The 12,790-nt window shown below is 42.6% G+C and carries 8 protein-coding genes; 6 read left to right on the top strand and 2 right to left on the bottom strand.

What is annotated here, in order from left to right; translation table 11 throughout:
* Positions 1 to 58: 58 nt before the first annotated feature.
* Positions 59 to 1,141 (bottom strand): DMT family transporter, encoded by a 1,083-nt coding sequence (locus DP116_RS04905; protein WP_169154104.1) that lies wholly within the window; start codon positions 1,139 to 1,141, stop codon positions 59 to 61.
* A 999-nt stretch (positions 1,142 to 2,140) separates the two neighbouring features.
* On the opposite strand from DP116_RS04905, the gene DP116_RS04900 reads away from it, so the two are divergent.
* Positions 2,141 to 3,484 carry a YncE family protein gene (locus DP116_RS04900; RefSeq protein WP_169154103.1) on the top strand — a complete coding sequence of 448 codons (1,344 nt, stop codon included), beginning with the start codon at positions 2,141 to 2,143 and terminating at the stop codon, positions 3,482 to 3,484.
* A gap of 110 nt (positions 3,485 to 3,594) precedes the next feature.
* Here DP116_RS04900 and DP116_RS04895 read toward each other — a convergent pair whose 3' ends face one another.
* Positions 3,595 to 5,244, bottom strand: a complete 1,650-nt coding sequence (locus DP116_RS04895; RefSeq protein WP_169154102.1) for a Ppx/GppA phosphatase family protein — start codon at positions 5,242 to 5,244, stop codon at positions 3,595 to 3,597.
* Between the two features lie 274 nt (positions 5,245 to 5,518).
* Here DP116_RS04895 and DP116_RS04890 point away from each other — a divergent pair, with 274 nt between their 5' ends.
* The 5 genes from DP116_RS04890 (at position 5,519) to DP116_RS04870 (ending at position 12,786) form a co-directional block, all read left to right on the top strand.
* A complete protein-coding gene (locus DP116_RS04890) occupies positions 5,519 to 6,400 on the top strand; it encodes a 4-hydroxybenzoate solanesyltransferase (RefSeq protein WP_169154109.1) in 882 nt (293 codons plus the stop codon).
* 93 nt (positions 6,401 to 6,493) lie between these two features.
* Positions 6,494 to 7,003, top strand: coding sequence for a TIGR00725 family protein (locus DP116_RS04885; protein ID WP_169154101.1), 510 nt, complete (start codon positions 6,494 to 6,496; stop codon positions 7,001 to 7,003).
* 329 nt (positions 7,004 to 7,332) lie between these two features.
* Positions 7,333 to 9,858, top strand: a complete 2,526-nt coding sequence (locus DP116_RS04880; RefSeq protein ID WP_169154100.1) for a GAF domain-containing protein — start codon at positions 7,333 to 7,335, stop codon at positions 9,856 to 9,858.
* Between the two features lie 14 nt (positions 9,859 to 9,872).
* Positions 9,873 to 10,298 carry a response regulator gene (locus tag DP116_RS04875; protein ID WP_169154108.1) on the top strand — a complete coding sequence of 142 codons (426 nt, stop codon included), beginning with the start codon at positions 9,873 to 9,875 and terminating at the stop codon, positions 10,296 to 10,298.
* 241 nt (positions 10,299 to 10,539) lie between these two features.
* Positions 10,540 to 12,786 carry a response regulator gene (locus DP116_RS04870; protein WP_169154099.1) on the top strand — a complete coding sequence of 749 codons (2,247 nt, stop codon included), beginning with the start codon at positions 10,540 to 10,542 and terminating at the stop codon, positions 12,784 to 12,786.
* The last annotated feature ends 4 nt before the right edge of the window (positions 12,787 to 12,790 follow it).

Here is a 12,790-nt window from a genome sequence, read left to right as displayed (position 1 = left end):
CCGGGTTCGCCAGTCGCCTGCGGAGGGAAACCCTCCCGCAGCGCTGGTCTCACCTTATTTAAGGCAACATCTCTGATTCAGATTTTCTCACAGGTAAGGTAACTTTGTTTATCGTCTTTGCAGACGCTTCTAAAACTTGTTGTTGCTGTGTCATAGTTTTTTCACTTGTAGCAACTTTCTTGCTTAACCCTGATAGAGTTTCGCGCTGGTTGATGAGATAGATGCTAACTAAAGTCAGGCTGACTCCTACCCACTGCAACGGACTGAGAACTTCTTGAAGTAACAAATTACCAAATAACAATGCGAATATGGGTGTGAGGAAGGTGAGGGAACTGAGACTGGTGAGATTGCCGCTAGAGGCAAAGTAGAAAAATAATGCGTAGGCGATCGCACTACCAAACACCGTCGCGTACAAGAGTGCAAACCAGTCAGACGGGACAATGTTCTGCAACTGCCCAGATTCTACAGTTGATGAAATTCCCCACAATGGCAAGCCACCCAAAATCATATGCCATCCTGTAGCCATCACAGGATCAGCATGGCGACAAACGAACCGGATCAATACTGTTCCCACTGCCATACTCAGCGCTGCTAGAAGCATCAACCACTCGCCACTGGCAAACAATTGTTGTATTGATGCTGTAGACAATGTCTCTACAATCGTGCCTGAGTTGAGAAAATGGAGAATCCACTGATCCGGCAAGCCAATTAAACTAATGCCTGTGACTCCTATTCCTAGTCCCAACCATCCCCAAAAACCGATATGTTCTTGGAATAACCACAAAGATAGCAATGCCACAGCCAAGGGCTGAGAGTCAATCATCACAGATCCCAATCCAGCACTTGTTCTGAGCAATCCCTCTGCTAAAAAGCCTTGAAACAGCGTTCCATCCACCAAGGCAAATAAAGCAATCCACAACCACGCTACCCAACCCTTGGGCAAAGGTCTACCCATCAATGCTGCTGCTATCAGAATAAGTACCCCAGCCGGTATCAAACGCACTCCCGCCATAAATAACGGTGTTGTGTGGGGTATCACTCCTTTCATCGCCACCATTGCTGTACCCCATAAGAAAAAGGGGGCGATCAACAACAGTAGTGGTGGGATGGGTAGTCGGGATGCACTGATTTTCAATTGCATGAGATTGCTGATGCCTTGGTTTTACAAATGCAAAAATCACTTTAACTAATTTTACCGAATTCTTTCGATTTGTGAAGGAACAAATACTTAGTTGTAGCTGAATTCACAGCAGGCTGAGTGGTGCTTGCCATGCAGGGTTAGGGGAAACCATAATGTAGCGGCGCATTCACCAACCCTGAAGAATTCTGAATAAAACTAGGACTTACGCACGAGTTACGAATGAACTTGACTGTAGTTACGACTTACGTCGCAACGGGTGCAACTACGTTATTTTTGCGTAAGTCCTGAAAACTAGTCCTGTTTCTTCTCCTGACTCCTGACTAACAGATGCAGGTTAATTTATTTGCGTTACTAGGTGGTCAAGATTTGTTAGCTTTAGTTTTTAAGTTTACGTAGCGAAATACATGTAAAATTAATGCAATCTTTATAATACTATTACTTGATTATTTAACCGTATTTATTGTAGACTTTGACAGTCTGTCATAATTGCAACTTTTATACAGTTATAAGGGTTTTCGTTAAGAAGACCCCAGCTTGCTTCTTGGTTTTGAAAGGGTGTTAACCAAGTCCGTATTGGCGGTTGATGTTGCGCTTTTGATACAAATCTCTACCTCCATTTCTCAATGGAGTAACTTTTGTATTCATAATATTAAGTCATTCTTAATACAAAAGATTGCGTGATGTTATCAATAACGGAATGTTGACCATATGTGTTATGACGTAAAACGCGTAGCATATAGAACATAGCTTTACTGATTGTGTTCAATCTTAATCAACGTTCTTTTATTCACCAGACAAAGAGATTTTCTATACGGTTTGTGATTAATGATCTGGCAGTGTTGTTCTAGTCAAATCTTTGTTATCACTCCCAAAACTGAGGGTTTTTAACGTAACAAAAGACAAGCGATCGCTTGTTACCCAATCCTATCTAACCACATCAAATCAGTGATCAGGAGTTACACGAGACTCTTTCATGTACTCAAATAAGGAAGGTTAAAAGTGAAAAAATTCTTCATTCCATGCTTGTTTTTCATTGGAATTGCTTGGACCATATTCACCCAAGTTTCCCTCCCAATACACGGGGAATCGTCCACTGTAGCTTCAGCAACACGACCAAGAAATCCAGGTTATGAGGTTTGGGCTATTGACCAAGCAGATTCCCTTGATGGTACTGTTTTGGGAGGAAATCTCTTTGTTTTTTCAGGTAACGACCGAGACTTTTTAAGAGGTAATGCAAAGGTTGAGCAATTTAACTTGGCAGCCAGCGCTAAGAAGAACAATCTTGCGCCAGGTCAAAAACCCCACTGGATTACTTTCAACCAAGGCGGTACACACGCGATTGTAGGACATGCGACTACGGCTCACGTCTACGCAATTGACGCCAACAAGCGTGAAGTTGTGGATTCAATTCTTCCACCAGGATTACCAAACTCCAACTCTCACGCTGTTTACCTCTCAAAAGACAACAAATTTGTATATGTTGCCGATACTCCAGGTCAGCGGATTCATAAGATTGCCACAAATTATGAGGCACCCGGAGGTAAAATTTTTGGTGATGTTCAAACATTGGACTTCAATACTCCACAGACAAAGACAGCCTTAGGAGTACCTACCAGTGGTGCCACTGCCCGACCAGTTGTAGCTGTCGTTGATGATACAGGTAAGTTTGTTTATGTGACTTTTGCTGATGGTGGCGTGGCGATCGTAAATGCAGAAACACTGACAATCGCACACATTTACAGTAAAGATGAAGCCACCTTCAATGGATTGATTGCCTATGAGATTGGCGACAACTTTGTGACCAACGCAGGCAATGCTGATCCCCAAATAGCTGACTTTCTCTATCTGTATAACAACAAGTCTCTCCTAGAAAATCCCTCGAAGCGTCCAGATTTCTTCAAAGTTCCTCAATCCGGCAATGATGTTCATGGTGTGACACTAGTTGGTGGAAAATACCTTTGGCAAGTTAATCGTGCATCCAATTCCATCACAATACACGAGATCAATCCTAAACCCTTTGATCCAAACGTTGAAGGTTCAAACAAAGCTCGCGCAGTTAATCTTGTCGATCTAGTAAGTGATGCCTTAGGTCCTGATCCTACACCAGACTTAATAGAAACATCAGCCTCCGAACAAGTTGCCTTTTTCACACAGCGTGGACCTAATCCGATCTCAGCAAACGACCCAGTATTTTTCAACAGTGTGGGTATTTTCCCAGGGCTAGGTGTCGTGGAAGTTGAAAACGGAGGTAAGAGTGCTAAACCTGCTCATCTGTATAGATTCGATAACATTGTCGGTGGTAAGAATATTGCTGACTTCCACGCTCTTGCAGTTCGTAAATAGAACTTAAGGACACAAGCGACAAACCGAAAATTTTTGAGTAGTAAATCAAACCTATTTGAAGGTGCGTTACACTAATGTAATGCACCTAATTTATCCAACACTTTCTTTATCTAACTAAATGCAGCGATATTAAGCTCTAAATTTGCTACTAATTTCACTTCAAACTCCGATTCAAATACACCCTTGTTATAATCCAAACTCCATAGTTCTAAAGCACAGTCATCATCAGCACGGGACGGATAAATTTTGAGATGGAATTCTTGTTGTTCAGTTAGATATTCACATTGCACTTTCACAATTGCTCCAATTTGCCGCCTATCCAAAGCAACTGCCAATCTTAAAATAGCACTCAATTTATTGACAATTTGTCGATGATTTTTGCTTGCAATATTGCGGTAGCTTTCGTGCTTTTTCTTAGGAGAAGATTTGCGATGATAACGCGCTAAATTAGCAATGATTTCTATCTCTGTTTCGTTATAGCCTAGTAATTCACTATTGCGAATGAGATAGTAAGAGTGCTTGTGGTGAGAAGAATGGCTGATATAATGACCGCAATTATGCAAAATCGCCGCAGCCCAAAGAAGTTGGCGTTCTTCTGCTCCCCAGTAGTGGAGTGTTCCTTTTGTTTGGTCAAATATGCTCAAGGCAAAGACTGCAACTCTATCACTATGTTCTAAATTAACGTGGAACTTGTTAGCAATTGTGAGCACACTCCGCTGGCGTACTGAAGTTTGGTAGCGTAGGCGGTCTTCAATATAACCGTGAGTAAGCATCCAGTCTACAATGACACCCTCCCTGAGAGAACGTTCGCATACTGTGAGTGACTCTAGCCCGAAAAGGTTCATTGCTTCCTGTAAAATGACTGCGCCTGCAAGTATAACTTCAGACCGTTTTTCTGGCATACCAGGAATCGCAGCTCGTTCTGAGTTACTCATTTTTCGTAGGCGATTGACCCACTCCTGCAAATCTTTTAAGCTCATTTCGTAACCATTGAGCGTAGAAGGAACAGAGTCTACCTTTTCCCGTGCATGAATAATCACCAGAGTTTCAATTGTGCCAGAAGTTCCTACTAAACGGGGGGATTCTTCATCCTTTAGATTCGCCTGCACTTCTTCTACAGCACGTTCTAACATCCCGCGCGCATAAGCGTGTAAGTACTTTAATTCAATGTTGCTAATGGGGTCAGTGGTGATTAACTCAGTTGTGAGTCTAACTGCGCCGACTTTTGTACTGGTGAGGGTTCGTGCTTCGTGAGAGTCGCCTAAAATTAATTCTGTGGAACCGCCGCCGATATCTATGATGATGTGGGGGTGGTTGTTAAATTCCATCCCTGACAGCACACCTAAGTAGATCCGTCGCGCTTCTTCTTGACCGGAAATTAGGTCAACGCTTAAACCCAACTCGTCTTCGATTCTTTGCAAAAAATCTTTGCCATTGGGTGCTTCTCGTACGGCGCTGGTTGCTACAGCAATGATTGTTTCGACGTTGAGAGTTTTTGCTATCTTTTGGAAGCGTCCCAAGGTGGCGATCGCCCTTTGAATGACTTCTGGTTTCAAATTCCCCGTCTCAAGATCGCGATCGCCCAGTCTGACAGTTTCTTTTTCTCTCGCGATAATGCTAAAAGAGGGCAGTGTAGGTTCAATTTGCACAACTACCATGTGTAGTGAATTGGTCCCTAAGTCAATAGCAGCAATAATTCGATCTTGCTGATCTGTTTGAGTCGGAACACTCTCCCAGTTAGCTGAAACTAAATTCACCATCTATCGTTTCTCTCTATATTAAGGATGGTAAAAGCTGGCAATCTCGACGTATCGGCGAGACGATGTATTTTGTCAAACAAAATTGCTTTCAGGTATAACATTTTGTGACCCTGCTTGAATCAGGAAATGTACCCTGTTACTCACCACTGAAGTGACTTATTGATTGTATCCAAAGTTGCCACTTGTGGTTGTGATTTTATAAATATCAGATAAAGATATTCTATAGATGTAAATATGTGTGAACCAATCTATCTTTAGTCATCTTTTACTACCTATGCTAACTACGCCAGAACAGAACAGCGAACCCATATGGCTTGTGATTATCCGGCTTTTGCGATGGCACAAACCAGAAGGACGCTTAATTTTAATGATTCCCGCTTTATGGGCTGTCTTTTTGGCAGCTGCTGGAAAACCACCTTTACCACTTGTTGGAGTTATCATCCTGGGTACTCTCGCCACAAGTGCTGCTGGATGTGTCGTCAATGATTTATGGGATAGAGATATAGATCCACAAGTGGAAAGAACTCGCGATCGCCCCCTTGCTTCCCGTGCGCTGACTGTGAAAGTTGGCGTCATAGTTGCCATAGTCGCGATGGCATGTGCGGCAGTTCTCGCCTTCTATCTTAACGTACTCTCATTTTGGTTGTGTGTAGCAGCAGTTCCAGTCATTTTGCTTTATCCCGGCGCAAAGCGGGTGTTTCCTGTTCCGCAACTGGTTCTTTCTATCGCTTGGGGTTTTGGTGTTTTGATTAGCTGGAGTGCGGTGACGCATAACCTTTCACTTTCCACTTGGCTTCTCTGGGGTGCTACTGTTATGTGGACATTAGGATTTGATACTGTTTACGCTATGAGCGATAGGGAAGATGACCGTCGAATTGGTGTGAATTCTAGCGCTTTGTTTTTTGGTGATTTCGCGCCTATTGCAATTGGCATTTTCTTTGCTAGCACTGTCTTTCTACTGAGTTGGCTAGGTTTAGTTATGTATCTGCGCCCTACTTTTTGGATCAGTCTTGCTATTGCTACTGTAGGTTGGGTTTGGCAGTACACACGTCTGGGACAGCAAGACTTACCTAACTCTGCTTATGGTGAAATGTTCCGGCAAAACGTGTGGATTGGTTTTATCGTACTTGCTGGGATGATTGTTGGCAGTTTGTAGTATTCTTCATTAACTCGGTTTCTAGAAGAAGCCGAGTTGACATGGAAATTTTATTCTGATTTTTGCGTACTGTGTTCTTGTCAATCAACAACGATGAGAAAAATTATTATTGGAGTGATGGGACCTGGAGAAAAAGCTACAGCAGTTGATATGCAAAACGCCTATGAACTTGGAAAACTCATTGCAACAGAAGGATGGGTTTTGCTGACTGGCGGTAGAAATGTTGGAGTCATGGATGCAGCAAGTCGGGGAGCAAAATCTGTGGATGGTTTAACTATTGGTATTCTTCCTTGTCATGATAGCCAAGGCGTTTCTGAAGCAATTGATATTGCCATTTTTACTGACATGGGAAATGCTCGCAACAATATCAATGTTCTTTCTAGTGATGTGGTAATTGCTTGTGGAATGGGTGCGGGTACTGCTTCAGAAATTTCTCTAGCTTTAAAAGGCAATAAGAAAGTGATTTTGTTGAGTGTAGATGAAGAAAGTAAAAACTTCTTCCAGAAACTAGCGTCAAAAAATGTTTATTTTGTGAATGATGCGGAAAATGCAATAGCAACAACTAAGGAAATTTTAAGTCCGAACAAAACTAGTAGCATATAATACTATTAATTTCAAGATTTGCACTTGAGAAAGCGGAGGTAATCCCATGCACAAATCAAAGCGATCCTCCTGAGCCTGCGGCACGGCTACACTGTATGGGCAAAGCGCCCCCGAAGCGGGGTACGAGCGTTTGGTGGAGGAGATACAGACGAGATCAACCTACTAGTAATTGCTGCAATTTTTCAATATAACCCGTGTATTTGACACATAACATCTATCAAAAGTAGTATAAAATAGAAGAAAGAACAACACACTTATCGAAATAAGCAACTTTTTTGAGTGATAGAAAACTCAAAGTATTAAGTGTTTCAAAAAATTAATACATATTTATGGTTATGATGACTCATAACGAAGCAGCAAGACTTGAAGCCCTCCGCCAATATCAAATTCTTGACACTGAACCTGAAGAAACCTACGACAATATTGCCCAGTTAGCTGCCTTTATTTGTGACACCCCTATAGTCCTGGTCAATTTTATTGATGAAAACCGCCAATGGTTTAAGGCAAAAATCGGTTTGGATGTGCCAGAAATGCCTCGTAGTGTCGGATTATCTTACCTTTGCCAAGAGCGACGAGATGTGGTGGTCGTTTATGATACTTGGACGGATGAAAAGTTAGCAAGAAATTCAGTCGTCACATCTTATCCTTACGTGCGGTTTTATGCTGGTGTCCCCTTAATAACCCCAAAGGGAGATATGGTGGGGACTCTTTGCTTGATTGACCAAGTACCACGGGAAATCAGTCACAAACAAGTAGAAGCACTTGTGGCACTAGGTCGCCAGGTGATTAGCGAATTGGAGTTAAGGCGTAATTTAGCTGAGGTATCCCATTTTGCTGAGGAACTTAAACGCACGAAGGAAAAACTCGCGCATAGTGAAAATCTTCTCCGTACAATCATTGAGTCAGAACCAGAGTGTGTCAAATTGTTAGCCAAAGATGGCACGTTATTGGAAATGAATCCGGCTGGATTGGCGATGATTGAAGCTGATTGTATAAATCAAGTGCAGGGAAGCTGCATTTATCCCCTGATTGCCCCTGAGTATCGTCAAGCGTTTGTAACACTGACAGAACAGGTTTTTCAAGGCGAATCAGGGATACAGGAGTTTGAAATTATTGGACTCAAAGGTACTCGTCGCTGGCTGGAAAGCCACGCTGTTCCCCTGCGTAATTCTGATAAAAACATAATTGCCTTGTTAGCAGTGACACGGGACATCACTGAACGTAAGCGAACTGAGGCTTCCTTACGCGATCGCGAACAACATCTGAAGCTGGCATTGCAGACTGCTAAACTCGGTTCTTGGGAGCTAGATTTGAAAACGGGCGACTTATCTTGCTCCAAACAATGCAAGGCAAATTTTGGTTTGCCGCCTGAAATTGAGCTTTCCTATGATACGCTACACGAACGCGTTCATCCTGAAGACCGCGCCCATAGGCAGGAGGCTGTGAGACAAGCTTTAGAGGAACGCAAAGATTATGAGGCAGAGTACCGCAATATTTGGTCTGATAATAGCATCCATTGGGTACTAGCACGAGGTGCTGGAATTTATGATGCTGATGGTAGCCCCACTCGCATGATTGGTGTCACACTTGACATCACTGCTCGCAGACAAGCAGAAGAGGAATTGAAACGTCAAACCAAGCGTTCTCAACTATTTGCCGAAATCACCCTCAAAATTCGTCAATCTTTACAAATTGAGGCAATTCTACAAACCACGGTCATTGAAGTTCAAAAACTGCTACACACAGACAGAGTTATGATCTTGCGGTTGTGGGGAGATGGTTCAGCAACTGTGATGCAAGAGGCTGTGCTGCCTGGTTTTCCCGTTTTGCTGGGAAAAAATATCCTTGAGCACTGCTTTGAACAAGACTCTCAAGAATTGTTTCGTCAGGGGAGAGTGAGTGCGATAGCCGACATTGAAACAGCAAACATCCAACTTTGCTACAAAGAATTTCTCTCGCAGTTTGGTGTCAAAGCTAATCTCGTTGTCCCAATTCTTCAAAGGGAAAACCTCTGGGGTTTACTGATTGCTCATCAATGTGAGTGTCCCCGAGAATGGAATAATGTGGAAATAGAGTTGTTGCAACAGCTAGCAGACCAAATAGGCATTGCACTCTCTCAAGCACAACTTTTGGAACAAGAAACCCACCAACGTCAGGAACTGGCTCGTTCCAACGCTGAATTAGAACAATTTGCCTACGTTGCTTCTCATGATTTGCAAGAACCGTTGCGAATGGTAGCAAGTTACTTGCAACTTTTAGAGCGACGATACAAAGATAATCTTGATGCTAGGGCGAATGAGTTCATTGGTTACGCTGTAGACGGTGCGCTTCGGATGCAGACACTGATCAATGACTTGTTGAGTTATTCCCGTGTGAGCACACGTAGTCAGCCTTTTGAGCCAGTTGATTGTCGTTTTGTTGTGAATTGCGTTCTCGCAAATCTGAAAGTTGCTCTTGAAGAAAGTAACGCAGTCCTCACCTACGATACTTTACCCGAAGTCATGGCGGACGCTACGCAACTGTCGCAGTTGTTTCAAAACTTAATTAGCAATGCAATTAAGTTCCGCAGCCAACAGCCACCTCAAATCCATATTGGGGTTGAACGCATAGACCAAAAGTGGCAGTTTGCGGTGCGTGATAATGGAATTGGCATAGAACCTCAATATACTGAACGCATTTTTGTGATTTTTCAGCGTTTACACACTAGAAATAAGTATCCTGGTACAGGCATTGGGCTAGCGATATGTAAGAAAATTGTAGAACGCCACGGTGGAAATATCTGGGTTGAGTCACAACCGCAACATGGTACAACTTTCTTCTTTACAATTCCTGATACAGCAGGAAACAAATTGTGAGCTTTGAATCAATCATGCCTATTGAGATTTTGCTAGTGGAAGACAACCCCGGCGATGTGCAATTAACCCAGATTGCTCTCGAAGACAGCAAAATCTCCGTGAACTTGAGTGTTGCGGCGGATGGCGTAGAAGCCATAGCATTCTTACGCAAACAGGAAAACTATACTCAGGTACCCACTCCTGATCTCATCCTGCTTGATTTAAACTTGCCTAGAAAAGATGGAAGGGAGGTGCTGGCAGAAATCAAAGCAGATCAAATCCTTAAACGTATTCCTGTAGTTGTTTTAACGACATCTGGGGCTGAAGAAGATGTTTTAAGAGCCTATAATCTCTGTGCTAACTGCTACATCAAAAAACCTGTTGACTTCGACCAGTTTGTCAAAATAGTACATTCAATAGAAAGTTTTTGGTTCACTGTTGTCAAGCTACCTCCGGAGTGATGACCTCACCCCACTCGCTTCGCTCAAATTCAAAATTCAAAATTCAAAATTCAAAATTAAGAATTCTTTTTTTGATAGCGCTGGCTCCCTCCGGAGGGTGTAAGTCATGAATGCAACGGGTGCATCAGTTCAACTTAAGTCGAGACTTGACCTTCAGGCTCTCTTGTTCTCATGCTGAGCATAGGAACGAGAGAAAAGTGTCAGGTTATAACTAATAACAAATGACTAATAACTAAAAAAAATGAAAATTTTATTAGTAGAAGACAATCCTGGTGATGTCGTTCTTTTAGAAGAGTTTTTACAAGATGTCTCTTCTGTAAAGTTCCACCTGAAGCAAGCGGAGCAATTGGACGAAGCGCTGCGCTTTTTGGAGCAAGAAAGCTTTGATGTTATTTTGCTAGACCTTTTACTTCCGGATAGTCAAGGATTAGAAACATTTATTAAAATCCATCATCAAGTTCCAGCCATTCCCATTATTGTGCTGACAGGTTTTGATGATGAAACTTTGGCAATTAAAGCTATGCAAGAGGGAGCACAAGATTATCTGGTCAAGGGGCAAGTTAATGGTGACTTACTGGTGCGCTCAATGCGGTATGCTATTGAGCGTCAGCGAACGGAGGAAGCACGGCGACGCAGTGAGGAGCGATTTCGGGTAGCTTTAAAAAATTCGCCAATTGTTGTTTTTAACCAGGATCAGGATTTACGCTACACCTGGGTTTACAACCCCAATTTTGCCTCCACACCTGAGGAGATGTTAGGCAAACAAGATTCAGATTTGCTCCGTGCTGAAGATGCTGAACATATGACGATTATTAAACGTGGTGTACTCACCACGGGTATAGGAACCAAAGAGGAAGTATCTATCACAACCGCCCAAGGAACGAAGTATTATGACTTAACTGTAGAACCATTACATAATGAGTCGCAAGAAGTTGTAGGCATCACCTGCGCTAGCATCGACATTAGTGAGCGTAAACTTGCTGAAGAGCAAATTCGTCAACAAGCGGCTTTGCTTGATGTGACTACTGATGCGATTTTTGTGCGAGATTTAGATAACTGCATTATATTCTGGAATCAAGGTGCAGAAAATCTTTACGGATGGCAGGCTCAAGAGGTATTTGGTAAAAATGCCAGTCAGGTTCTGTACAAGGAACAGTCCTCAGAAGTCGAAGCTGCTTTTTCAATTGTTATTAGTAAAGGTCAGTGGCAAGGCGAGGTCACTAAAGTTACCAAAAGTGGCAAGGAAATTCTCATTGGAACCCGGTGGACATTAGTATGTGATCAAAATGGAAAGCCCAAGTCTATTCTGACTGTTGACACAAATATTACTGAGAAAAAACTTTTGGAAGCGCAATTGTTCCGCGCCCAACGCTTGGAAAGTATTGGTACTTTGGCTAGTGGTATCGCCCACGACTTAAACAACATCCTGACGCCAATTTTGGCAGTGGCTCAATTATTACCTCTAAAATTCCCCCATGTCTACGAGCAAGATAATCACCTGCTAGAAATACTAGAAAACAGTGCCAAACGAGGAGCTGAACTCGTTAAGCAGGTTTTGTCATTCGCGCGAGGTGTAGAAGGGAAGCGCATAACTTTACAACCCAAACACCTCATCAGGGAAGTCACAAAAATTATTAGAGAAACGTTCCCAAAATTTATCGAAGCTTATGCGGATGTACCGCAAGATCTGTGGCTAGTTTCTGGAGATGGGACACAACTTCATCAGGTGCTGATGAACCTTTGCGTCAACGCCCGTGATGCTATGCCTGATGGCGGTACTTTGAGTATCTGTGCTGAAAATTTTTTTATTGATGAAAGCTATGCTCAAATGCATTTGGAAGCCAAAACTGGCCCCTATATCTTGATAACTGTTTCCGATACTGGAGTTGGCATTGATCATGAAATCATCGATAGAATTTTTGAGCCATTTTTCACAACCAAAGAACAAGGTAAAGGTACGGGACTAGGTCTTTCTACTGTTATTGGCATTGTCAAAAGTCACGGTGGATTTGTGAATGTGTACAGTGAAGTGGGATCTGGCACGTCTTTTAAGGTTTACTTACCAGCAGTGCAGGGAATAGAAACACCGCCACTGGTGATGGTGGAAGTTTTTGCAGGACATGGAGAAGTTATTCTGATTGTGGATGATGAACCGTCGATTCAAGAAATTACCAAAGCTTCGTTAGAAGCATACAACTATAAAATTCTGACTGCGAGCGATGGTATTGAGGCGATCGCCCTATATGCTCAACGTAAGAACGAAATTAGTGCTGTGTTGATTGATATGATGCTACCCGCTTTAGATGGTTTCACTGTCATGCGTACTTTGCAAAAAATCAATCCACAAGTCAAAATTCTTGCAACTAGCGGACTGATGTTCACCACTAAACTAGCAACAGTGGGCAATGGTGTCAAATCATTTTTACCGAAGCCTTACACAGTTAAGGAATTATTGCAGGCTTTACAGCAGGTTCTTCACCAGAAGTAGAATA

The sequence above is a fragment of the Brasilonema bromeliae SPC951 genome (genome assembly GCF_012912135.1).
GTDB classification, from domain to species: domain Bacteria; phylum Cyanobacteriota; class Cyanobacteriia; order Cyanobacteriales; family Nostocaceae; genus Brasilonema; species Brasilonema bromeliae.
The sequence above is the reverse complement of the archived record's forward strand: the minus strand, read 5'-3'. Positions and strand labels throughout refer to the sequence as shown.

What these genes read in the sequence shown, in the direction of transcription:
- DP116_RS04905 (WP_169154104.1), bottom strand. Translation starts at nt 1,141, where the DNA reads ATGCAATTGAAAATCAGTGCATCCCGACTACCCATCCCACCACTACTG.
- DP116_RS04895 (WP_169154102.1), bottom strand. Translation starts at nt 5,244, where the DNA reads ATGGTGAATTTAGTTTCAGCTAACTGGGAGAGTGTTCCGACTCAAACA.
- DP116_RS04890 (WP_169154109.1), top strand. Translation starts at nt 5,519, where the DNA reads ATGCTAACTACGCCAGAACAGAACAGCGAACCCATATGGCTTGTGATT.
- DP116_RS04885 (WP_169154101.1), top strand. Translation starts at nt 6,494, where the DNA reads ATGAGAAAAATTATTATTGGAGTGATGGGACCTGGAGAAAAAGCTACA.
- DP116_RS04880 (WP_169154100.1), top strand. Translation starts at nt 7,333, where the DNA reads ATGGTTATGATGACTCATAACGAAGCAGCAAGACTTGAAGCCCTCCGC.
- DP116_RS04875 (WP_169154108.1), top strand. Translation starts at nt 9,873, where the DNA reads ATGCCTATTGAGATTTTGCTAGTGGAAGACAACCCCGGCGATGTGCAA.
- DP116_RS04870 (WP_169154099.1), top strand. Translation starts at nt 10,540, where the DNA reads ATGAAAATTTTATTAGTAGAAGACAATCCTGGTGATGTCGTTCTTTTA.